The organism is Terriglobus roseus DSM 18391, from assembly GCF_000265425.1.
In the GTDB taxonomy this organism is placed as follows: Bacteria; Acidobacteriota; Terriglobia; order Terriglobales; family Acidobacteriaceae; genus Terriglobus; species Terriglobus roseus.
The window spans coordinates 406,084-428,861 of record NC_018014.1 but is presented as its reverse complement, the minus strand read 5'-3'; the positions used below and the strand labels follow the sequence as shown (position 1 = coordinate 428,861).

Sequence of the window (22,778 nt, the reverse complement as noted above, 5' to 3'; positions counted from 1 at the left end):
CCTGCAGATTTTCTGCGCGTGCTCAGTCTCGGGAGAGCAGACACAGCGGAGGCCCCGCGACAAGCCACCCCAAAAACCCGCATCATAGAAACCTGTGGCGGCAAGATTTCGATCCCAACTCGTAGCCTTTGACTGGTCGAAGTCCGAGCCGTTGCACGGGCTCCTTTGCCTGCCCGGCATCGCCCTGCCGCTCATCATCGGCCTGCACTTCGGCTACCCCGGCACCGCTGCCCTGATGGTCGGCGGTGCGCAGTGTGTCGGCTTCGGGTCCTACCAGCAGCCGCTCTTCCATCGCTCGGGAGCAATGCTGGCCGCATCGGTTGGCATCGCCATCTCGGCGCTGGTCGGCGCTCTGTGCCGCGACAGTACGGTCGCGCTGATTGTTACGGCCGTCGTTTGGGCCATGCTCTACGCGCTGGCAAACACCATCAGCACCGCCACGGCGTGGGTCGGTCAGCAGTGCTGCATCTTCCTGGTCATCTCGTCGGCTGCGCCCAGCTCCCCCGGCACTACGCATGACCTGGTCTACTCCGCACTGCTGCGCTGTGCCGGCGTCTTTGCGGGAGCCATGCTGCAGTACGCCATCCTGCGCGGCATACGGCACGTTCTGCCGGCAGCACAGACCCAGTTCTCCAAACCCGACTTCGATCCAACACACTTCCAGCGAGCGTTTCTGCTGGAGCAACTGAAGCCGCACAACGGCGCCTTCCAGTTCGCACTGCGCATGGCGGTAACAGCCGCAGTCTCAGTGGCTATCTATCGCGTACAGACGTGGACCAGCGCCTACTGGATCGGCATGACAGCACTGCTGATCCCCAAGCCAGAGTTCACGCAGACCGCCGTGCGCGGCCTCTTGCGCGCCGCCGGAACGCTGCTGGGCGCGGCACTCTGCACACTCATCGTCGTCGAGGCGAGACCGCAGGGCATGTGGCTCGCCCTGCTGGTGCTCCTCTTCCAGTACGTCGCATACCTGCTCGCCAACGTAAACTACGGCGCGTTCGCCCTGGCGCTCACCGGCTATATCTGCTTTGTGCTCGCCGTCGCGCACCAGCCACCGAATGAGGTGTTGTTGCACCGTGTCCTGGCAACACTCGCCGGCACCGCCATCGCACTCGGCATCCACGCAGCCTTCGTACTCGGCCGCAAGGCGCTACACATCACGCCACCGACGCTGCACTCACTCGAAGAACGCCTCTAAAACGGGTGGCAACACTGCTACTGAACGCCGTGGCCGATATCGCCCGCCGTACCAGCCTGCCGCAGATACTCTTCCATCGACTCCAGCAGGACACCCTTCGCATCCAGGATCAGGTCGATCGTGTCGCGACCGGCGCCATGTCCGCCCGCACTCGGCGTCACATAATGCGACGCGGCCTTCACCTGCTCACGCGCATTCCACGTCGCAACGGCAAGGCCGACAGCACGCATGGGCGGCAGGTCGATGATGTCATCGCCGACATAGCAGATCTCGTCCAGAGCAACATCCGCCTCCGCCATGATGGAGCGGATCGCCTCCATCTTCTGCTGCGATCCCTGGTGGATAAACTCCACCTTCAAGTCGCGCATGCGGACGGCAACTGTGTCGCTCGAACGCTTGGTGATGATGCCGAAGCGCAGCCCCGCGATGCGACCGATGCCCATGCCCAGGCCATCATGCGCGGAAAAGCCTTTGACCTCAACGGCCGCAACGGAACCGTCCTCTTTTTTGCCCGTGGGGATGAAGTACAGCATGCCGTCGGTCAGCACACCATCCACATCGAAAACGACTACTTTGATCTTTGCGGCGCGTTCCTGCAGGGTCAGTTCCATGTCTCCATCATCGCAGAACGGCCCTCGGCCACTTGCACCAGAAACGAGGCACAGGAGCGAACAAACTACGAAGGCGATAGAATCTCGGCATGGCCGCCGCTCCCCTGCCGATCGCCACGGAAGTGCTGGATGTTCCAACCGCACTGGCGTGGGCCCACCCCGTGGTGCAGCGCTGGTTCGTGGGCAAATTCGGCACACCGACTGAGCCGCAGATCGAAGGCTGGCCCGCCATCCTGCGGGGCGAACCCACGCTCATCTCCGCTCCAACCGGCAGCGGCAAGACCCTCACAGCATTCCTCGTCGCCATCAATCGCCTGGTCACCGAGGCCATGAACGGCACGCTGTCGCCGTACACCCAGATCGTCTACGTCTCGCCGCTGAAGGCACTCAGCAACGACGTACAGAAGAACCTGGAAGAGCCACTCCGCGAGATCCTGCAACTGGCGATGGAAGCCGGCTTCATGTGCCCCGGCATTCGCACCGGCGTCCGCACCGGCGACACACTGCCGAAAGAGCGCGTGGCCATGCTCAAGCATCCGCCCCACATCCTGGTCACCACCCCGGAGTCGCTCTACCTGCTGCTGACCAGCGCGAAGGCACGCGAAAACCTCCGCTGCGTGCACACCGTCATCGTCGACGAGATCCACGCCATGGCCGACGACAAGCGCGGCGCACACCTCGCCCTGACACTCGAACGCCTCGACGCACTCGTCACCGGCGAAAACCACCTGACACCCGGCGCCATGCTGATGGGCATGTCCAAAGCGCCACAACGCATCGGCCTCTCCGCAACACAGAATCCGATCGAACTGGTGGCAGACTTCCTGACCGGCATCGCTCCCGGGCGCAAACGCGCCACCATCATCCAGGTCGGCCAACGCCGCGTCCTCGACCTTGCCATCGAAATCCCCGCCACCGAACTCGGCAGCGTCCGCGACAGCAAGATGTGGATCGAGATCGTCGACCGCATGGCCGAACTCGCCCGCGAACACCGCTCCACACTCGTCTTCGTCAACACACGCAGCATGGTCGAACGCCTCTGCTGCGCGTTGGGCGAGCGACTGGGTGAAGAGAACGTCGCCGCGCATCACGGCTCACTCTCACGCGCACTGCGCCTCGACGCCGAGCAGCGACTAAAGGCCGGTGAAATCCAGTGTCTCGTCGCCACCGCATCGCTTGAACTCGGCATCGACATCGGCGCGGTCGACCTCGTCATTCAACTCAACAGCACACGCGCCGTCGCAGTCGCCATGCAACGCGTGGGCCGCGCCGGTCACTGGCGCGGAGCCATCCCCAAGGGCCGCTTCTTCGCCTCCACGCGCGACGACCTGTTAGAGCAGGCAGCACTCGTCCGCGCCATGCGCTCGGGCTCGCTCGACAAGCTCGAGATCCCACCGCAGCCGCGCGATGTGCTGATGCAACAGATGGTCGCCATGTGCGGCGCCGAGCCGTGGGAAGAAGACACACTCTTCGCCTTGGTCACCCGTGCGTACCCATACCGCGACCTCTCACGCACCGAGTTCGACGAGATCGTCACGCTGCTGCACACCGGTATCGAAAACTCGCGCGGACGCTACGGTGCCTACCTTCTGCGCGACGGTGTCGCCGGCGTGCTGCATCCGCGTCGTGGCGCACGCATGACGGCCATCGGCAATGGCGGCGCCATCCCCGACACCGCCATGTTCTCCGTCGTCCTGATGCCCGAAGGCCACACCATCGCCACACTCGGCGAACACTTCGCCGTCGACAGCGGACCGGGCGATGTCATCCAGCTCGGCAACTCAAGCTGGCGCATCCTCACCGTAGAAAAAGAAGGCCGCGTCCTCGTCGAAGACGCACACGGCGCGCCGCCCTCCGTCCCCTTCTGGGATGGTGAAGCACCGCAGCGCACCGACGTCCTCAGCGACTTCGTCGGTGACCTCCGCAAGGCCATCAGCGACCGCACACAGGGCGTGCACCACGAACGCGTCATCCCCGAAGATCCCGTCGTCGCAGACGCCGTCGCATGGCTGATGGAAGAATGCGCCGTGTGCGAAAGCGCCGCGATGCAACTGGTGCAATACATCGTCAGCGGCCGCGCCGTTTTGGGCTGCGTGCCCACCAAGACCACCATCGTCGCCGAGCGCTTCTTCGACGAAGGCGGCGGCATGCAGCTCATCCTGCACGCACCCTTCGGCGGCCGCATCAACAAGGCCTGGGGCCTCGCGCTGCGCAAGCGCTTTTGCCGCGGCTTCAACTATGAGCTGCAGGCCGCCGCGACCGACAACGGCATCAACATCTGCCTGGCAGAACAGCACAGCTTCCCACTCGCAGACGTCTTCCACTTCCTCACAGAACACACCGCGAAGGAACTGCTCGAACAGGCCTCACTCGCCTCGCCCATCTTCAAGACACGCTGGCGCTGGGCCGCCAACCGCTCGCTGCAACTGCTGCGCTTCAGCAAGGGCAAGAAAGTACCGCCGCAGATCCAGCGCACACGCGGCGAAGACTTGCTCGCCTCCGTATTCCCGCAGGCCGCAGCATGCTTCGAAACCATCGTCGGCGACATCCAGATCCCCGATCACCCGCTCGTCCGTGAGGTCATGCAGGACGTGCTGCAGGAGGCGATGGACCTCGAAGGCCTCCAGCAGCTTCTGCGCGACATGCACGAGGGCCGTATCGAGTGCATCGCCGTCGACACGCCCGTCCCATCCCTCTTCTCGCACGAGTTACTCAACGCCAACCAGAACGCCTTCCTCGACGAAGCCGACCTGGGCGAACGCCGCGCCCGCGCTGTCTCCCTGCGAGGCACCATCCCCGACTCCGTCCTCGGCGAAGCAGGCCGACTCGACCCCGCAGCCATCCGCCAGACCCGCTGCGAGATCTGGCCCGACCTCCGCGACGAACACGAGCTGCACGACCTCCTCTTCAGCACCATCGCCCTACCCGTAGCGCTCTTCCGCGAACAGCCATCCGAACTCGCCGCGTGCAGCGACGAAGAAGTTCAAGTCCACCGAGCACAGGCAAGCCGCCACTGGCCGCTCTTCTTCGAACGCCTGCAGGCACGCGGCCGCGCACAGATCCTCCGCTTTGGCGAAGCAGACTGCTGGGTCGCAACCGAACGCCTCGAGCACGCGCAGGCACTGCAAGCAATCACCACAAACGCCGTCGTCCCGAGTGAAGCAAAGCAAACGCAAGAGAGCCAGGAGAACGCCACCACCGAACCAACCACCACCGAAGAAGCCCTCCGCCTCCTGACCCAGGGCATCCTCCAGATCCTCGGCCCAACCACCGCCCGCAGCATTGCCGCGCTCCTCGCCCTCCAGCCACGAGCCCTCGTGCAACAGCTCGTCGCCATGGAGATGCAGGGCCTCGCGCTCCGCGGCATCTTCGAAGCACCCGCCGCAGCCGAGGACGACAAGGACGTCGAGTGGTGCGAGCGCCGCATCCTCCAGCGCATTCACCGTCTCACACTCGGCGCACTGCGCAAACAGATCGAAGCCGTCACCCCCGCCGTCTTCATGCGTTGGCTCGTACGCTGGCAGCATCTCGCACCGCAGACGCAGCTCGCCGGCGAAGAGGGCGTACTCGAAGCACTCCTCCAACTCGAAGGCTTCGAAGCGCCCGCCGTCGAGTGGGAGCGCAACCTGCTGCCGCAGCGCGTAAAGGACTACGACGGCAAGTGGCTCGACCAGCTCTGCCTCAGCGGCGCCGTCGGCTGGGGCCGCATCTCGCCGCACCCCGCATGGGCCGCTGGCGACGGTGCCGCACCGCGCCGCGTCATCCCCACCAACATGGCGCCCATCACCTTCTTCCTGCGCGAAAGCGCCGACTGGCTGCCCGCAGCGCTCGCCGCCAAATGCATCGAGGAAGACAAACTCCAGCAGGCGCTCTCACCCGAAGCCCTCTGCATCCGCAACACGCTGCGCGAACGCGGCGCCTGCTTCGCCAGCGACCTGCAGCGCATGTGCGTGCTCAGCAAGCAGCAGACGCAGACAGCCCTCTGGGAGCTCGCTACCGCCGGCATCGCCTCTGCCGACGGCTTCGACCAACTCCGCATCATGATGGACCCCAAGCGCAAGCCGCTGGCCGCCGAACCCGTCGTCAACGGTGCGCGCCGTGGCACACGCAGCACCGCCGGCCGCTGGTCGCTCTTCACCGAAGAAGAACACCGCGAACTCTCCGCGCCCGAACGAGCCCGCGAGCAGGAGACCTCGCTCGCAGCCGCCGCACGCATGCTGCTGGCACGCTACGGCGTCGTCTTCCGTGACCTTCTGCAACGCGAGGCCAACGTACCCAAGTGGCGCGACCTCGTCCGCATGCTGCGCCGCCTGGAAGCACGCGGAGAGATCCGCGGAGGCCGCTTCGTCCAGGGCTTCAACGGCGAACAGTTCGCCCTGCCCGAAGCCGTTGAGAGCATGCGCGCCACACGCGATCTGAAGCATGACGACGTCGTCACCCTCGCCGCCAGCGACCCCATCAATCTCATCGGTGTCGTCGTCCCCGGCGAGCGCACCAACGCCGTCGCAGGTAAGAAAGTCCATCTGCGCGGAGGCGTCCCCTGCGACGCGGCAGGCGAGCCACTCGACGCCATCGCAACGCCCCAGGGCATCCGCCGCAACACAGCGCCACGCACCGAGAAGCCGATGATCGTCCTCGAAGCCCCACAAGGTGGCCTCTTCGCGTGATTCACCGTGCCTGGTGCCCCACGAAATGGCTGCCCCATTCATGCGCGTTCTTGCGCATGAGTGGGATATCGCGCGAAGCGCGACGCTCCTGCCCAGATCAAATCTGCGGGTCACGCTTCGCGTGATACTCCACCCTTTCACGATAAAACCGCGTAAGAATGGGGCACCCACGGTGGTGAAGCGCGCTTCTTATAGAGACGGAAATGACTGATCCTCAACCAGTGCTGCCCGACGAAGACACGTACTACGACGGCCCCTTCCTCGTCTTCACCGCCAGCTACCTGCGCAAACGCGGCACCTGCTGTGGCAACGGCTGCCGCCACTGCCCCTACGACGAGAACGGCGAGGTCGTTCCCGGCAAGGGCGAGCGCAACGGAACGCACGGCAGCTAACAGATCGCCCAGCCGATGTTGATCCCGCATCACTCCGCGAATCGCGCACCGGTACAATCAAAGGTGGTTTAGGAGCACGGATCGACATGGCACACATGGTTTTCTGTTCGAAGTACAAGGCTGAATTGGAAGGGCTCGATGAGCCGCCCTTCGACTCCGATTTCGGCAACAAGATCTACAACACCGTCAGTAAGAAGGCATGGGGCGAGTGGATTGAGCGCCAGAAGATGCTGCTGAACGAATACCGTCTGCAGCCCTGGACACCCCAGGCGCAGGAGTTCCTCGTCGAGCAGATGAATGACTTCTTCTACGGTTCCGGCGGCGAGCTGCCCAAGGAGTTCGTCGCTCCGACGGCGTAACCGATGAGCGACGCTTCCACAGTGATCAAAATGTCAAAACAACGCGCGGACGGCCTGTCTGACAGCCGCTTTGTGCGCGCCTGCCTCTGTCAGCCGGTCGACCGCACTCCCGTGTGGTTCCTGCGCCAGGCAGGCCGTTACATGCCGGAGTACATGGCCGTTCGACGCAACCATTCGCTGCTTGAGATCTGCCGCACGCCCGACGTCGCCGCTGAGGTGACCATCACCGCGGCCGAGCGCCTCGACGTGGACGCGGCCATCATCTTCGCCGATCTGCTGCTGCCCTTCACGCCCATGGGACTCGACTTCGAGTTCGTCAACGGCGAAGGCCCCGTGGTGCATCAACCCATCCGCACACGCGAGCAGGTCGAAGCGCTCCGCACCGACCGCGCAGACGAACTCAACTACGTCGCACGCGCCATCGAGCAGGTCGCAAAGCACTTCGCACCCGCACGCCCGGACGGCGATCGTCTCGGCATCATCGGCTTCATCGGCGCACCCTTCACGCTCGCCAGCTACATGATCGAAGGCGGATCCTCTCGCAACTACGTGGAAATGAAGAAGCTGATGTACAGCGACCGCACCGCGTGGTCCATGCTGATGGACAAGCTAAACACCGTGCTCGCCGCCTACGCTGCGCAGCAGGTACAGGCGGGCGCAGACGTCATCCAGATCTTTGATAGCTGGGCCGGCGCACTCTCCGTCCAGGACTATCGCGACTTCGTTCTGCCCTTCACCACCGAGCTTGTGCAGCGCGTCAAGGCACTCGGCGTCCCCGTCATCTACTTTGGCGTCGACACCGCATCGCTGCTCAGCACCATGCGCGAAACCGGCGCAGACGTGCTCGGCCTCGACTGGCGCGTACCGCTCGAAGAAGGCTGGCGTCTCGCGGGCGAAGGCGTCGCCGTCCAGGGCAATCTCGATCCCATTGCGCTCTTCGCGCCAGAAGATCTGCTGAAGCAGCGTGTGCAGCAGGTATTGACGGCCGCAGGCAATCGCAATGGACACATCTTCAACCTGGGACACGGCATCGTTCCCGGTACACCCGTCGACGCCGTCATCAACGTGTCGAAGTGGGTCAAGGAGTTAAGCGCGCGATGATCAAAGACCTTCCTTACTTTCTGATCGGCCTCGCTGCGGAAAAGCTGAAGCTCGACGATCAGCTCGCAGCAACCAGGAGCGATGCTTCGGCCAGCAAGGAAGGCCGCATCCTCGCGCAGTACGAGATCAGCAACGCCGACCAGATCGCCGCGGCGATGGCTGCACCCGACGTAAAGCGGCCGGAGCCCGAACACTTCGATGCCATCCTGCTGCTCGCGCACGGCACGCCCGACGTACTTGGTGAGATGGACGAATACCTCAAGCTCGTCACCGGCGGCCGCGGTGTACCGCCGCACGTCGTGCATGAGCTGCAGGAGCGCTACGCAGAGATCGGTCTGCGCGAAGAGCCCACACCGGAAGGCCCGCACCTGACGCGCTGGACACTGCTGCAGGGCAAGCTACTGCAGCAGCGCATCGGCACGCCGGTCTACGTCGGCATGCGCAACTGGAAGCCTTTCATCGCCGACACCGTCGAGCAGATGAAGAACGCAGGCGTAAAGAAGATCCGCGCCATCTGCCTTGCACCGCAGAACTCGCGCACCAGCGTCGGTCTCTATCGCCGCGCGTTGGAAACGGCAGCCGCCGGTGCCTTCGAGATCGACTTTGTCGCCGGCTGGAGCGAGCACACGCTCCTCGTACGCGCCTTTGCGGAGAAGATGCGCAAGGCCTACGAAACCGCTCTCGCAACTGGCGAAAAGACTGCCGTACTCTTCACCGCGCACTCGGTTCCCTGCCGCACCATCCAGGCAAAGCCAAGCGAGCACCACGGCATGATGCTGACCACCGATGCCGACACCTACGCCATCGAGTGCAAGGCCACGGCAAAGCATATCGCGGAAGAGCTGAGCGATATCCTCGACGAGAGCAACTGGTTCTTCTGCTTCCAGAGCCAGGGTCTCAGCGGTGGTCCATGGATTGGACCGGGCGTGCCTGACCTGCTCGCCGCGCTGAAGCAGGAAGGCTACACACGCGCCGTGCTGCAGCCGGTCGGCTTCCTCTGCGATCACGTCGAAATCCTCTACGACATCGACATCGACTTCCAGAAGCTCGCTGCGGAAATCGGCGGCATCACCGTCTCGCGCGCAGACAGCCTGAACGATTCGCCCACGCTGATCGCCGCACTGGCTGACCTGTCGCGTCGCGGTGTGCGCAGCCTGCCCACGCATCCCGCACAGCAGCCACAGACGCCCGCAGAGGTATTGCTCACGCTCGCTCCCCTCGAAGAAACACAACCTGTGAGCGCCTAAGCAGTGGCTCGCTCCGTTGCCATCATCGGTGGAGGCATTGCAGGACTGGCCACTGCCTACCAGTTGCAGCGCCTTCGCGAGTCTGGTGCAGATCTCGCGTTCACTCTCTTCGAACAGTCGAACCGTCTTGGCGGCATCGTGGAAACACACCGCCAGGACGGCTTCGTCATCGAGTGCGGTCCCGACGGCTGGGTAACGGACAAGCCCTGGGCGCGTGAGCTGGCGGAAGAACTCGGCCTGGCCGATGAGATCATCCCCTCCAACGACGAGACACGCGTCACGTGGGTGCTGCGCGACGGCGAACTCCTCGCCATGCCCGACGGCATGCGCATGATGGTCCCGGAACGCGTCGAAGCCGTCATGCACTCGCCGCTCTTCAGCGCCTCCGCACGGGAGGCCTATGCCGCCGAGCCCGGCCGCGCGGAAGAGCTCAAAGCATCCGCACCCGACCACGACGAATCCGTTGCAGATTTCGTAAAGCGTCACTTCGGCGATGAGGTCTTGCGTGTCGTCGGCGCTCCTCTTCTCGGTGGCGTCTTCGGCGGAGACGTCGAACGCCTCAGCGTGCGCTCGGTCATGGCGCCGTTCGTCTCCATGGAACGCGAACATGGATCGCTGACGTTAGCACTACAGGCTCGCGCAGCACAGCGTGGCGACAGGCGCGCTGCAACCGTCTTCACCTCGCTGCGCACAGGCACGGCAACGCTGATCGATCGCATGGTCGCAGCCATCTCTCCCGAAGCAATCTTGCTGGAGCGAAGCATCGTCTCGATGCAACGTACCCCGGGTGGATGGACCTTGCGCGACAACCTTGGCAACGAGACAGCATTCGATCACGTCATGCTCGCCGCGCCGGTCCGTGTGGCCGCCGCCCTCGTCGTACCCATCGATGCAGAGGCTGCATCACTGCTGAAGATCCCGTCCAGCTCAGCGGTCATCGCCGGCTTCGGTTACACACCCGAAGCAGCACCCCAACTACCCGCAGGCTTCGGCTTCCTCTCACCCGAAGGCGAGGACTGCCAGCTGCTCGCAGGCACCTTCGCCGATCAGAAGTTCGACGGACGCGCACCGCAGGGCGGCAAGTCGATTCGCGCCTACTTCGGCGGCGAACGCGCAGACGCACTCATCCCTCGCAGCGATGAAGAGATCGCCGCATTCGCAAAGCAGGAGCTGGAAAAGGTTCTCGGCCCGCTGCCCGCTGCCGCCGTAACCATCGTGCGCCGCTGGCCCGATGCCCTGCCGCAATACGAAGTAGGCCACGGCGAACGCATGACGCAGCTCCAACAGCGCATTGACGCCATCGGCGCCCTGCACCTGCTCGGCAACGGCTACCAAGGCGTTGGACTGCCAGACCTGGTCCGGGACGGCCGCGCCGCAGCTCGATCGCTTGTCGCCTAAGAAGCAATGCCGTTCGCACTCAACAGGAGCAATGTCACTCGCACGCAATGCTTTTGCTTTCGGAGGGACATGGCTTCAGCCATGTCATAACTGTGAAAAAGAGACCCGGCTTTAGCCGCTGAGGCGGATCCCTCAGGGGCGGAAGCCCCTGCATCATTCGACTAAGAATGGCAGGGCTAAAGCCCTGCCCCTCCGAAAACTTTGCTCCGCTCAGCACCCTCGCTGAAGAAGCTAAACCGTTGCATGTGCTCCCACGGGCCGTCGAGATACCGCCAGAGATCCAACCCAACCGCACTCACCGGAAACGGCGCAAACTCAGCCAGCAGCAACGCCAGCGTAGCCTTCGCGACCTCCCCGGTCACCTTGTTCTGCACCACCACATGCGGCCGAAACCCCTGCCGATCCTGCGCACTCAGATGCTCCGCAAACGCAGCCGACACGCGGCGATGCAGCGCCATCGCAGGTGCCGATACAAAGAAGAACGCGACGCCACGGCCAATCAACTGCGGCGCCTTCATCTCCAAAGAAAACACGTGCTGCGACGCGCTGATCTCCACAAGACGAGCGACTGTCTCGTCTGTCTCCGGCAGCGTATGGAAGAGCGTCAGATGTGCGGGAATGCGGTTGCGGGCGGGCGGGAAGTGCCGCTGGCGCAACGACTCGAAGCGGTGTTGTGCTTCGTCGTCGAGCGCCAGCGTTAGAACACAGCTCATTACTTCTTGGATGCGGGTGCAGCTGGCTTCGCAGCCGGGGTGGTGGGCTTCGGTGCTGCGGTTGCCGGAGCAGCTGCCGGTGCGGGCGCTGCGGCCTGCATCTGCTTCGCATATTCCTCGGTCATCGCGCCCAGCTTCGGCTGCAGTTCCTTGATCTTGCCCTGAACCGTCACCATCGTCTTGTTGGCAATATCGGGGCTCTTGGTCAGCAGCGCATTGCCGGCGGGCGTCTTGTAGAACGCAATGATGCCGTCCAGGTCAGCGTCGGTGAAGGTATCTGCATAGCTCTGCACCACGGCCGGGCGCAGCTTCTCCCAACCCACTTCATCGTTGGTCAGGTCCTGCACCTGCTTCAGGTAGTTGGTGGTCAGCGTCGTCTGCGCGGGCGACAGCGTGCCCTGGCCGGACTGCTGCTTCGCCATGCCGTTGATACGCTCCTGCAGGTTCGAAAGCTGTTCCTTCATCATGCTGTCGGTGTGGGTCAGTTGCAGCATCTGCTCCGCCTTGGCGCGGTGGCTGGCATCATCGGCGTGCGCAAAAGGCGCAGCGGCCAGGCAAAGAGCAACGGCGAGGGTGTGCATGGAACGCATGGTCGATCTCCAATGTTGTTGCGGGGCTGGCGCAGAACATCGCGCGTGGGTGCTGCTAGGCGTTGGACGGAGCACCGTACCGATTGGCTCTCATCCCCTCCAGACAGGATACGCGCCTCAGGCCGATGTACCCTCAGGGGCATGGCATTGTTGTCCTGTTCTGACGCGTTAGAGCTCGTCGCTTCCAAAATGTCCGCCCTGCCCCCAAACTCCGCAACGGAGCGCATCTCCCTGGGCGCAGCCCGCGGACGCGTCCTGGCGCACAGCATCACCGCCGACCGTGACCAGCCCCCCTTCCCCCGTTCCACCCGCGACGGCTTCGCCATGCAAGCCGCCGACGCCACCGCCACCATGCAGTTGATCGGCGCCATCCGCGCAGGCGAGCAGTGGACCGGCCCACCGCTGCAACCGGGCCAGGCCCTCGAAATCATGACCGGCGCGCCCGTCCCCCAGGGCGCCGACGCCGTTGTGATGGTCGAGCACGTCACCACCGAAGGAACAACCCTCACCCTCCAGCCAGGCCGCACCCTCCGCGCAGGAGAAAACATCGTCCCACGCGCCGCCGAGGCCCGCTCCGGCGACGTCCTCCTCCAGCCCGGCGTCTCCATCGGCGCCGCAGAGATCGCACTCGCAGCCTCCGTCGGCGCAGCACAGGTCACCGTCTTCGCGCAACCACTCGTGGCCGTCCTCGCCACCGGCGACGAACTCGTCGCGCTCGACGAAACGCCCGACGCCATGCAGATCCGCAACTCCAACTCCCACGCGCTCGCCGCGCTGGTGCAGGAACACGGCGGCACCGCCCGCGTCCTGCCCCCCGCCGCCGACACCCGCGAGTCACTCCACGCCGCCATCACCGGCGCGCGCGACGCAGCCATGCTCGTCCTCTCCGGAGGCGTCTCCGCCGGCAAGTACGACTTCGTAGAGGACGTCCTCCTCTCGCTCGGCGCCGAGTTCTTCTTCACCGGCGTCGCCATGCAGCCCGGCAAACCCGCCGTCTTCGGCCGCATCCCCGCCACGCCGGAACACCCTGACCAGTGGATCTTCGGCCTGCCCGGCAACCCCGTCTCCACGCAGGTCACGGCGCTGCTCTTCGCCATGCCCATGCTCCGCGCACTCGCCGGCGAAGCCGCCGCAAAGCCCAGCTTCGCGCAAGCCACGCTGACCGTAGACGTGAAAGTGAAGCCCTGCCTGACCCGCTTCCTGCCCGCCCGCATCGACTCGTCGCTCACCGGCGCAACCGTCCAGCCTACAGGCTGGCAGGGCTCCGGCGACCTCAACGCAAACGCCCGCGCCAACTGCTACCTGGTAGTCCCGCCCGACGCCACGAACCTGCAGCCAAACGACATCGTGACGGTCCTGCTGCGTTCGCGGTAAGCTCGTCCGCATGAGGCCCGATCACACCAGACCGGAGCAGCCAGAACTCACCGCCGGCGAGCGTGCCGGCGCCATGCTCATCGTCGCCGCCATCGTTCTGCCGGTGCTGTGCGGGCTCGCCATCGTGGTCACAAAGCACTTCCTCTGGGTCCACTACAACACCCACACCGTCACGCTCTGGCTGGTACTGGACGCCGCCATCCTCATCGCGGGCGTCCTCCTCCGCGGCGAGCAGCATCCCTGACGCCGCACTGCGGTACGCTGAAACCATGAGCACGGAACGCCAACACACGGTGCGAGGCACCATCGCAAAAGCCATGATCGCGCTGGCGGTCCTCGCCCCCGCACTGCTGCTGCTCAGCGTCTTCATCGCCCGCAACGCCGGGCACAACATCGTCTGGAGCCGCAGCTTCGTCCAGACCATGTTCATCGTCTCCGCATGCCTGCTCGGCGCGGGCCTGCTGCTGCACCGTGGAGAAGACCTGTGAGTACCAAAGCAACCAGCGGCAAGCTCTCGCACTTCAACGACGCCGGCGAGGCCCACATGGTCGACGTCAGCGACAAAAAGCCAACACGCCGCGAAGCCGTCGCCGAAGCCTTCGTCGAACTCAACGCCGACGTCCTCGCCGCACTGCCCCAGAACCCCAAGGGCAATCCGCTTGAAGTCGCCCGCTTCGCAGGCATCACCGCCGCGAAGAAGACCGCGGACCTCATCCCCATGTGCCATCCGCTGCCGCTCTCATTCATCGACGTGGAAGCGACCGTGGTCTACCCGTCGGACCTGCTCAAGACCGGTGGCGGAGTCCGCATCCGCGCCACCGCCGCAACCGTCGCAGGTACCGGCGTCGAGATGGAAGCCATGACCGCCGCAGCCGTCGCCGCACTCACCGTCTACGACATGACCAAGGCGCTCGACAAAGGCATCCGCATCCGCGAAATCGTTCTGCTCAGTAAAAAGGGCGGCAAGAGCGGCGACTACCTGCGCAGCGCCGACAAACTATAGATTGAACAACTCCCGCAGCCGCTTGATCTGCGCCCGCGCCACGGGAATCTCCGTAGCCTTGCGATCATCCATCCGCAGCAGATAGCTCGACTTGAACCACGGCACCACCTCGCGGATGTGCTGGATGTTCACCACAAAGCTGCGATGCGCGCGCCAGAACGTCTCCGGATCCAACTGGTCCGTCAGCTCTTCCAGCGTGCGGACGTTGCTCATGCCCTCCAGCGTCGGTGTCACGACGGAGATGGCGCCCTCTTCGATCGACGCAAAGCAGATCTCGCGCTGATCCACCAGCAACAGTCGCTGCGAGGACCGCACCACCACCTTGCCCGACCGCGGCCTGGCCTGCGTCGCGGCAGCCGTAGCCTGCGTCTCCAGCAGCTTCAACAACGACTCCAGCCGCTCCTCCGCACTCGCCTGCGGAACCGTCTCAATCGCCGTCTCGGCCTGCGACGAAGACGCAGCAGCCCGACGCATCTTCGCCTTCTCCACCGCCAGCGCTACGCGCTTCTCTTCAAACGGCTTCAGCAGATAGTCGATCGCATTCACTTCAAACGCACGCACCGCGTACTGGTCATAGGCCGTGGCAAAGATCACCTCCGGCATGACAAATTCCTTGTCTTCCATCAGCCGCTTCAGCACCGCAAAGCCGTCCAGCCCGGGCATCTGCACATCCATAAAGACGACATCCGGAGCGTGCGACCGAACCGTCTCCACCGCCTCGATGCCATTGGAAGCCTCCGCGACAACCTCCACCTCGCTCACCCGCTCCAGCAGGTAACGAAGCTCACGCCGCGCCAGCACCTCATCATCGACAATCACCGCCGTTAAACCCATCGAGAAAAGTATAGGCGCGCGACAACCGGCGCGAAGGTGTCGAGCGATATGCTTGCTGCATGATCGCCGCCGCCCTCTCATGTCTTGGCCTTTTCATCGGCGTGGTCTTCGGTGGATTCTTTGTCCTGCTGCGCAGACGACATCGCGAGCGCAGACGCAAACAACTCGATCCCGGCTTCTATCCCACAACGCGCGATCTCGGCAATGCACTCCACTCCCTGCAGACCTTTGCTCGTCCTGAGATCGCGCATGTCATGGAAGTGAAACAGGCCGAACCAAAGGAAGACGAAGCAAATGGTGACGACAGAGTGGCTAGCGACGCACGACGAATCGGTTGAACAAACGGAGAATTAAGCACTAGGCACTCAGAGCCAAGAGGAATGAGCGCTTGGAGGACGAGCTTAAAGCAGCAATCATTTGCTTTCGGAGGGGCAGGGCTTCAGCCCTGCCATCACAGCTCAAAACAAGAACGGCTTTAGCCACTGAGGGATTTCGCCTCAGCAGCTAAAGCCGCTTCTTACTTGCTTACCGATGGCACAGCCAAAGCCGCGCCCTTGCCACTACATATTCGTGTGGCCGCCGCGCATCTCTTCATTGAAGGTAGGACGCGTGAACGCCAGCGCCTCCGCCATGCGCTCCTCATATTCGGAGTGGTGGCTCATCAGCGGCTCCGTGCTCGCCGCAAACTCAAACTTCGGATCCAGCTTCAGAATGCCCTCGCCCGCCAGCGCCTCTGCCGTCTTCTTCAGCGAAGCGACCGTCGTGTTCAGGTACTGCGCATCGCGAGGATCCGCAATCCACACCGGCTCGCCGCCACCCAGCACGCCGCTGGCCCAGTACACCTTCGCTGCCAGGAAGTCCGCACGCTGCTGCTCATCCGTGTCGTTGAAGATAAAGCGGCCCTGCTTGGCCGAGTAGTAACGCGTCGTCACCGGCACCGGCTGACGATTGCCGCTCTTCGTCAGTTCGATCTGGCCCTGGTCCAGGATCTTGCGCACAGCGTTGTAGATAAAGCTCTCCGCAAAGGGCTGCTCGGGCGCCGGCACCACCTCGGCAAACGTCACCGTCATGCTGGCTGAAACCTTCGCCTTCAACTGCTGATCCGCCGGCGTCTTGCCGTCTTCCAGCTTGGTGTCGCCGTGCACAATGTACGTGTCCGCACCGCTCGTCGACAGGTGGAACGGCCACTGCCAGCCACTCATGCTCATCGGCAGGCCGCCCAGCGTGACGTACACATCCGGCCGCGGATTGCGCAGGCGCTGCGCTACTTCCAGCAGGAACTCATGCACGGGCGTGCTGTACACAGGGTTTCCCAGATCGAAGCCGGTGCCCAGCTCAAACTGAAACGTCTTGTGCGGTGCGGACGCCAGGGCCAGCGTGTACTTCTCTGTCGGCGCGCCGTTAAAACCCGAGCTGACGACACCATCAACAACGGCCAGACCGGCCTCCTGCGCAGCCTTCTGCACACCCTGCGACAACTTCGTATCCAATGCGATTGCCATGCCTGCTTCGAACCCTCTAGCGATTTCCGTACGCAGACCCAAAGGGCCGCGCCAAATCTGAAATTTCGTGACACTCCATGGTAACGCGAAGGAAAGACCGAACCACCCCGGGGCAAAGAAGCGGGTGCCCAACGAAATCGGGTGCCCCATTCTTTGCGAAGCAAAGGGTGGGTTCAGCGGCAAAGCCGCTCCATCGCGCAAAGCGCGAACCTCAAGCCTGCCCCCCCACGAACAGGTGCGCCCCAACTGATGCGCGCTCTTGCGCGTGAGCGAGTAATCGCGCAGAGCGCGAACCGGAGGGAACAGCGGGTTATCGCGCAAAGCGCGAACGGGAGGGAACAGCGGGCAATCGCGCAAAGCGCGACCCGGAGAAAGCAGCGGGCTTCAGCCCGCTGACACGCCTCGCTCCGTGACAGGGCCTTTAGGCCCGGGCTAGCGGTCTACCCAGGACATCCATTGAGCCACTTAACCCCAAACCCGTACCATGGGGGACGATGGCAAAGCGCCCCACCAAAACGGCTACCGCGGACGACGCGCTCGAAGTGCGCCTGCGCTATCGCTTCCGCGACCCAGCCCTGCTGCAACTGGCGCTCACCCACAGCTCCCTCGCCTTCGAAGCGGGCGACGGCCGCACCAACGGCACCGGCGAAGACAACGAACAGCTCGAATTCCTCGGCGACGCCGTCGTCGGCCTCCTCGTCACCGAACTCCTCGTCCGCCACTTCCCCGAGCGTCGCGAAGGCGACCTCACCCGCATGCGCGCCATGCTCGTCAGTGGCAAAGGCATGGGCGAGGTCGGCGTCCGTCTCGCTATCGGCCGCGATCTGCAACTGGGCAAAGGCGAAGACGCCAGCGGCGGCCGTACCAAATCCGCACTGCTGGCCGACACCGTCGAAGCACTCGTCGCCGCAATCTACCTCGATGCGAACGCAGCCACACCCGGCGGCAACGGTGGCGCAGGCCTCAAGGCCGCACGATCCTTCGTCGAACGCGAAATCTTCCAGCCACGCCTCGCCGAACTAAAGTCCGCCGCTCAGCAGGGCGCACGCTTCGGCGGCATCGTCGGCGACTGGAAATCCGCGCTGCAGGAACTCCTGCAGGCGCGCGCCGAAGGCCAACCCCTCTACCGCACCGTCGAAGAGATCGGCAACGACCACAACAAGCGCTTCCGCGTAGAAGTTCTGCTCGGCGACCGCGTCCTCGCAGACGGCGAAGGCACCAGCAAGAAGTCCGCACAGCAGGCGGCAGCCCGCGTCGCGTACGACATCCTCTCACCGGTAGACAGCGAGGCTGTGGCGAAAGCGGGCTCGGAGCCGCTCACAGGCGCGCAGGGATGATGGCCCGGCTGGGCAACGCGTTTGCAGAAGCCATGGGCCAGGTCGCGGCATCGCTCGCGCGGCTCACGGTCGTCTCGCTCTTCATCATCACCTTCCTCGTCCAACCCTCGCAGATCCCCACCAGTTCCATGGAGCCGACCATGCTCGTCGGCGACTTCGTCCTGGTCAACAAGCAGGTCTTCGCCCAGCCCGGCCACTGGCGCTGGCTCCTGCCCTACCGCGACCCGCGACGCGACGACATCATCGTCTTCCACTACCCCATCGACCCGGCCGAACTCCTGGTCAAACGCGTCATCGCCACCCCCACCGACCGCATCCACCTGCGCGGCGGTGCCGTCGTCCTCAACGGCAAGCCCGTTGCGGAACCCTTCGCGGCCTACTCGCCCGCCGAACGCTCCGCCTACCGCGACGAATTCCCCAACCTGCAGCGAGCCGACCCCGCAGCCGAAGCCACCTGGTGGATCGAACTCCGCCACCGCATCCGCGGCGCAGACCTGCCCATCCCAGACAACCGCTACTTCGCCATGGGCGACAACCGCAACAACAGCCAGGACAGCCGCTTCTGGGGCTTCGTCCCCCACGAAAACATCGTCGGCGAACCACTCCTCGTCTACCTCAGCACCGACCGAACACCCAACTCACCCCGCGGACGCATCCGCTGGGACCGCCTCGGCCTCATCATCCGGTAGCCATAAGGCCGGGTGCGAAAGCAATGCCGGAAAAACAAGGTCGGGTGCGAGAACAAGGCCGGGTGCCCCATTCATGCGCGCTCTTGCGCATGAGTGGGATATCGCGCGAAGCGCGATCCGCCGACATCCTGCGAACCCACTCATGACGAGAAAGCCGTCATGAATGGGGCACCCGCATACCCGCCTCGTTAATTCCCACCACCCGCAGTGCATCACCGCCGCCGCTCCGGTAATCTAAGAGCACATCATGCGCCTCTTCCGCGCCACCCTCGCCGCGCTCTTTGGCGCCTTCGTTGCACTCGCGCTCTACCTTGCGTGGTTCTTCAAGATCACGCACCACGACACGCCATGGGATGGCGCGCCGATGGGCTTCATTGCGCTGACCGCCGTCGTCGCCATCATCTTCGGCCTCATCGGTGGCTTCCTCGCCGCAGTGCTCGCACCAGAGACTCCGCGCGGATCCGCAGAAGGTGCAGCCGGCTTCATCGCCTTGGCAGCTCTCTTCGCCGAGACGCACACACCCGGCCAGCATCACTACGCACAGATGGTCGCCCTGCTCGCGCTCGCTCCCGCGGCATACCTCATCGGCCGTTCGCGCCGCCCGGCAGTCGTTACCCGCTAAACTGACGAGCCGTCTGCGCGGTGCTATCGTTTTTCTCGATGAGCCTCCGACCCTCGCGCCGCCGCTTTCTTGAGACCTCCACCCTCGCCGCTGCCGCCCTCGCGATGCCCTCCATCCTGCGAGCGCAGGACGCTCCGAAGCCCGTCACACTCAAAATTGGCACGGGCACAGGCCCAAAGGTTCCGGTCGACTTCATCGGCCTCTCCTACGAAAATATGCAGCTCGAAGACCCCACCTTCTTCGCGCCGGAGAACATCGGTCTCGTGCAGCAGTTCCGTAACATGAGCCCGCGCGGCGTGCTGCGGCTGGGCGGCAACACCAGCGAGTTCGGATGGTGGCAGCCCACCCCTGAAACACCCGCACCCAAACGAGTCGATTCCCCCTGGAAGGCCACCGGCGAACCAACCGCCGCTACCGTCTTCACCATCACGCCCAAAGCCATCGACAACCTGGACGGCTTCTTGAAAGCCACCGGCTGGACCTGCATCTACGGCCTCAACCTCGGCTACGGCACACCCGAGACCGACATCGCCGAGGCGACCTACGTCTTCAACAAACTGGGACCGCGCCTCCAGTACTTCCAGGTCGGCAATGAGGTCGACCTCTTCAAGGGCCACCTGCGCGATCCCGAGACATGGAACGTCGACACCTATCTGGCCGAGTGGCTGACCATCGCCCGCGCCGTGCAGAAGGCGCTGCCCGCCGCAAAGTTCGGCATCCCCGATGTCGCAGGCGACGTGACCTGGCTGCCGAAGATCGCCGACCGCTGGGCCGCCGTTGAGGACAAGCCCAACGTCATCACCCTGTCCCACCACTACTATTGGAGCGGACCGCCCTCAAACCCCGAAGCCAACATCGCCAACCTGCTCAAGATCGACCCCAAGGTCGCCGAGCACGCGGCAATTACGAAGGCTGCTGCAGCAAAGATGGGCCCGGCAATCACCTATCGCATGACCGAGGGCAACACCGTCTATCGCGGCGGCAAGAGCGGCGTGAGCGACGTCCTTGCCTCCGCCCTGTGGGGCGCGGACTACCTCTTCCAGTTGATGAGCGACGGCTACTGCGGCGTGAACCTGCACGGCGGATCGGGCCACGCCCAGGCCGTCTCCGTCGGCGGCGTCTTCCATGGCGAAGCACTCATGAAAGACCCCACCGCCCCGCACCCCAAACCCTTCTACACCCCCATCGCCAACGAAGGCACACTCGCCGGCGCGGGCGTCGACGGCAAACTGAACAGCAAATACGTCATGGAGCCGGTCGGCTACGGCATGAAGTTTGCCGCCGCCTTCGCCGGTGCGACGATGCAGCCGGTCGAGTTCGACCCGGGGGCCAGAAACGTCGTCGCCTATGCTGCAAAGCGGACAGATGGCAAGACGATCGTCGCCATCCTGAACAAGGAAGCAACCGAACCGATCACGATTACGGCTCCGTTGTTTGAGACGATTCAAATTGTGTCAGGAACGGCACTGGATGCACCCGAAGCGCACGTAAATACCGTCGTCCGCGAGACCAGCAGCAGGCGCTCCACCACCGGCCAGACCTTCACTCTGCCACCGCATATGGGCACGCTGATCGTCCTGAACTAACCCCGCGTTCACACGCACCGCAAGACAACGGACAAGCAAATCTGTTCGAATGCTTGCGTGAATGTCCCCGTCGAATCGAGCTCTCTGAACCGCCGCAAGCTTCTGAAGTCCGCCGCCATGCTGGGCGCCGCTCAGGTCGCGCAGACGCTGTTACCCGCGCCAATGCTGGGCCAATACACCAAGCGCGACCTCACCACACGCCCCGCGCCGGCCGAACGACTCTTCCGCTCCGCAGCCGTAGAAGACGCCATCAAGGCCGTCAGCCGCGACATCGCCGACACCGAACTGCGCACCATCTTTGGGAACTGCCTCCCCAACACGCTCGACACCACCGTCTTCCACAGCGATAGCGGCGGCAAGCTGGACACCTTCGTCATCACCGGCGACATCGACGCGCTATGGCTCCGCGACTCCTCAGCGCAGATGCAGCCCTACCTGCCTTTCGCGAAGCAGGATCCAGCGTTGGCCCGCGTCATTGCTGGCCTGATCCATCGGCACGCGCAGTGCATCCTGCTCGACCCGTACGCCAATGCCTTCCGCCGCAAGCCCACGGATTCACCGCTGGAGTGGGCGGTGAAGGATGCCACCGATCACAAGCCCGGCGTGGGCGAACGCAAGTGGGAGATTGATTCGCTTTGTTACCCAATCCGTTTAGCGCATGGCTACTGGAAGGCAACCGGCGACACCAAGCCCTTCGACAGCGAGTGGGTCGCAGCCGCAACGCTTATCGTGAAGACCTTCCGCGAACAACAACGGCAAAACGGCCGCGGACCGTACCACTTTCAGCGTGCAGCGCAGAGCCCCACCGACTCCGTCATCCTGGACGGCTACGGCGCGCCGACGCGGCCCAACGGCATGCTGCACTCCATCTTCCGTCCCTCGGACGACTCGTGCACCTATCCACTCTTCGTCCCTGCAAACCTCTTCGCAGTCGTCGCTCTGCGCATGCTCTCCGAGCTGGCGACCGCACTGCACAACACAACTCTGGCCGCCGATGCCAGCGCGCTTGCCGAAGAAGTCCTTGTCGCAACAACGCATCACGGCCGCGTCACACACCCGCGCATGGGTGAGATTTGGGCGTACGAGATCGACGGCTTCGGCAACGTCAACCTGATGGATGACGCGAATGCACCCGGCTTACTCTCGATCGCTTATCTGGGTGCGACCGGCCGCAACAGCGCCGGCCAGCCGGATGACGCACTCTACGCTCGCACACGCGCCTTCGCCTTGAGCGACGAGAACCCCTACTTCTTCAAGGGCAAGGCGGCAGAGGGCATCGGTGGACCGCACGTGGGGCTGGACTTCATCTGGCCCATGAGCATCACCATGCGTGCGCTCACCAGCACGAACGACGCGGAGATCCGCACCTGCCTGCGCACCTTGCGCGATTCCACAGCAGGCACGCACTTCATGCACGAAGCTTTCCACAAGGACGATCCCTCGAAGTTCACACGGCCCTGGTTCGCATGGGCGAATACGCTCTTCGGCGAGCTGGTGCTGAAGGTCCATCGCGAGCGGCCGGCCATCCTGCGGGAAACGCTCTAAGCAGCACCGA

At 64.1% G+C, this 22,778-nt stretch carries 22 protein-coding genes; 17 read left to right on the top strand and 5 right to left on the bottom strand.

Annotated elements, in window-relative coordinates:
• The first annotated feature begins 94 nt into the window (after nucleotides 1–94).
• Nucleotides 95–1,198: an FUSC family protein gene (locus TERRO_RS01805; RefSeq protein WP_014784289.1), complete on the top strand. Its 1,104-nt coding sequence runs from the start codon at nucleotides 95–97 to the stop codon at nucleotides 1,196–1,198.
• Nucleotides 1,199–1,215: 17 nt separating this feature from the next.
• On the opposite strand, the gene TERRO_RS01800 is transcribed toward TERRO_RS01805, so the two are convergent.
• Nucleotides 1,216–1,809: a KdsC family phosphatase gene (locus TERRO_RS01800; protein WP_014784288.1), complete on the bottom strand. Its 594-nt coding sequence runs from the start codon at nucleotides 1,807–1,809 to the stop codon at nucleotides 1,216–1,218.
• Between the two features lie 89 nt (nucleotides 1,810–1,898).
• On the opposite strand from TERRO_RS01800, the gene TERRO_RS01795 reads away from it, so the two are divergent.
• The 6 genes from TERRO_RS01795 (at nucleotide 1,899) to hemG (ending at nucleotide 10,973) form a co-directional block, all read left to right on the top strand.
• Nucleotides 1,899–6,476 (top strand): DEAD/DEAH box helicase, encoded by a 4,578-nt coding sequence (locus TERRO_RS01795; RefSeq protein WP_014784287.1) that lies wholly within the window; start codon nucleotides 1,899–1,901, stop codon nucleotides 6,474–6,476.
• A gap of 203 nt (nucleotides 6,477–6,679) precedes the next feature.
• The gene (locus TERRO_RS21725) at nucleotides 6,680–6,868 is read left to right on the top strand and encodes a C1orf53 family protein (RefSeq protein WP_014784286.1); all 189 of its coding nucleotides are present in this window, start codon (nucleotides 6,680–6,682) and stop codon (nucleotides 6,866–6,868) included.
• 86 nt (nucleotides 6,869–6,954) lie between these two features.
• Entirely contained in the window at nucleotides 6,955–7,227 is a 273-nt protein-coding gene (locus tag TERRO_RS01790; RefSeq protein WP_014784285.1) for an oxidative damage protection protein, read from the top strand.
• A gap of 30 nt (nucleotides 7,228–7,257) precedes the next feature.
• Complete coding sequence (gene hemE / locus TERRO_RS01785; protein WP_041592864.1) at nucleotides 7,258–8,328, top strand: uroporphyrinogen decarboxylase; 1,071 nt, start codon at nucleotides 7,258–7,260, stop codon at nucleotides 8,326–8,328.
• On the top strand, nucleotides 8,325–9,575 hold the full coding sequence (hemH, locus tag TERRO_RS01780) for a ferrochelatase (RefSeq protein ID WP_014784283.1): 1,251 nt from the start codon (nucleotides 8,325–8,327) through the stop codon (nucleotides 9,573–9,575). The genes hemE and hemH overlap by 4 nt, the downstream gene beginning before the upstream one ends.
• Before the next feature lie 3 nt (nucleotides 9,576–9,578).
• Nucleotides 9,579–10,973, top strand: coding sequence for a protoporphyrinogen oxidase (hemG, locus tag TERRO_RS01775; RefSeq protein ID WP_014784282.1), 1,395 nt, complete (start codon nucleotides 9,579–9,581; stop codon nucleotides 10,971–10,973).
• A gap of 176 nt (nucleotides 10,974–11,149) precedes the next feature.
• Here the strand turns inward: hemG and TERRO_RS01770 are convergent, their stop codons facing one another.
• Nucleotides 11,150–11,686, bottom strand: a complete 537-nt coding sequence (locus TERRO_RS01770; RefSeq protein ID WP_014784281.1) for a 2'-5' RNA ligase family protein — start codon at nucleotides 11,684–11,686, stop codon at nucleotides 11,150–11,152.
• Complete coding sequence (locus TERRO_RS23485) at nucleotides 11,686–12,276, bottom strand: DUF2059 domain-containing protein (RefSeq protein WP_014784280.1); 591 nt, start codon at nucleotides 12,274–12,276, stop codon at nucleotides 11,686–11,688. Before TERRO_RS23485 ends, TERRO_RS01770 begins: the two co-directional genes overlap by 1 nt.
• Nucleotides 12,277–12,417: 141 nt before the next feature.
• Here TERRO_RS23485 and TERRO_RS01760 point away from each other — a divergent pair, with 141 nt between their 5' ends.
• The 4 genes from TERRO_RS01760 to moaC are packed head-to-tail and all read left to right on the top strand — an operon-like array spanning nucleotide 12,418 to nucleotide 14,653.
• A complete protein-coding gene (locus tag TERRO_RS01760; protein WP_014784279.1) occupies nucleotides 12,418–13,650 on the top strand; it encodes a molybdopterin molybdotransferase MoeA in 1,233 nt (410 codons plus the stop codon).
• A gap of 10 nt (nucleotides 13,651–13,660) precedes the next feature.
• Nucleotides 13,661–13,894: a hypothetical protein gene (locus tag TERRO_RS01755; RefSeq protein WP_014784278.1), complete on the top strand. Its 234-nt coding sequence runs from the start codon at nucleotides 13,661–13,663 to the stop codon at nucleotides 13,892–13,894.
• 25 nt (nucleotides 13,895–13,919) lie between these two features.
• A complete protein-coding gene (locus TERRO_RS01750; protein ID WP_014784277.1) occupies nucleotides 13,920–14,138 on the top strand; it encodes a hypothetical protein in 219 nt (72 codons plus the stop codon).
• Nucleotides 14,135–14,653 (top strand): cyclic pyranopterin monophosphate synthase MoaC, encoded by a 519-nt coding sequence (moaC, locus tag TERRO_RS01745; protein WP_014784276.1) that lies wholly within the window; start codon nucleotides 14,135–14,137, stop codon nucleotides 14,651–14,653. Before TERRO_RS01750 ends, moaC begins: the two co-directional genes overlap by 4 nt.
• On the opposite strand, the gene TERRO_RS01740 is transcribed toward moaC, so the two are convergent.
• Nucleotides 14,648–15,487, bottom strand: coding sequence for a LytR/AlgR family response regulator transcription factor (locus TERRO_RS01740; protein ID WP_014784275.1), 840 nt, complete (start codon nucleotides 15,485–15,487; stop codon nucleotides 14,648–14,650). The two genes, moaC and TERRO_RS01740, sit on opposite strands and share 6 nt — an antisense overlap.
• 59 nt (nucleotides 15,488–15,546) lie before the next feature.
• Here TERRO_RS01740 and TERRO_RS01735 point away from each other — a divergent pair, with 59 nt between their 5' ends.
• Nucleotides 15,547–15,825, top strand: a complete 279-nt coding sequence (locus TERRO_RS01735; protein ID WP_014784274.1) for a hypothetical protein — start codon at nucleotides 15,547–15,549, stop codon at nucleotides 15,823–15,825.
• Between the two features lie 222 nt (nucleotides 15,826–16,047).
• On the opposite strand, the gene TERRO_RS01730 is transcribed toward TERRO_RS01735, so the two are convergent.
• On the bottom strand, nucleotides 16,048–16,989 hold the full coding sequence (locus TERRO_RS01730) for a hypothetical protein (protein ID WP_041592395.1): 942 nt from the start codon (nucleotides 16,987–16,989) through the stop codon (nucleotides 16,048–16,050).
• Nucleotides 16,990–17,483: 494 nt separating this feature from the next.
• On the opposite strand from TERRO_RS01730, the gene rnc reads away from it, so the two are divergent.
• The 5 genes from rnc (at nucleotide 17,484) to TERRO_RS01705 (ending at nucleotide 22,768) form a co-directional block, all read left to right on the top strand.
• Nucleotides 17,484–18,326: a ribonuclease III gene (gene rnc, locus TERRO_RS01725; protein ID WP_014784272.1), complete on the top strand. Its 843-nt coding sequence runs from the start codon at nucleotides 17,484–17,486 to the stop codon at nucleotides 18,324–18,326.
• A complete protein-coding gene (gene lepB, locus TERRO_RS01720; RefSeq protein ID WP_014784271.1) occupies nucleotides 18,323–19,015 on the top strand; it encodes a signal peptidase I in 693 nt (230 codons plus the stop codon). Before rnc ends, lepB begins: the two co-directional genes overlap by 4 nt.
• A gap of 247 nt (nucleotides 19,016–19,262) precedes the next feature.
• Nucleotides 19,263–19,637 (top strand): MFS transporter, encoded by a 375-nt coding sequence (locus tag TERRO_RS01715; RefSeq protein WP_014784270.1) that lies wholly within the window; start codon nucleotides 19,263–19,265, stop codon nucleotides 19,635–19,637.
• 38 nt (nucleotides 19,638–19,675) lie between these two features.
• Entirely contained in the window at nucleotides 19,676–21,223 is a 1,548-nt protein-coding gene (locus TERRO_RS01710) for a hypothetical protein (RefSeq protein WP_014784269.1), read from the top strand.
• A gap of 57 nt (nucleotides 21,224–21,280) precedes the next feature.
• Nucleotides 21,281–22,768: a glycoside hydrolase family 125 protein gene (locus tag TERRO_RS01705; RefSeq protein ID WP_014784268.1), complete on the top strand. Its 1,488-nt coding sequence runs from the start codon at nucleotides 21,281–21,283 to the stop codon at nucleotides 22,766–22,768.
• The last annotated feature ends 10 nt before the right edge of the window (nucleotides 22,769–22,778 follow it).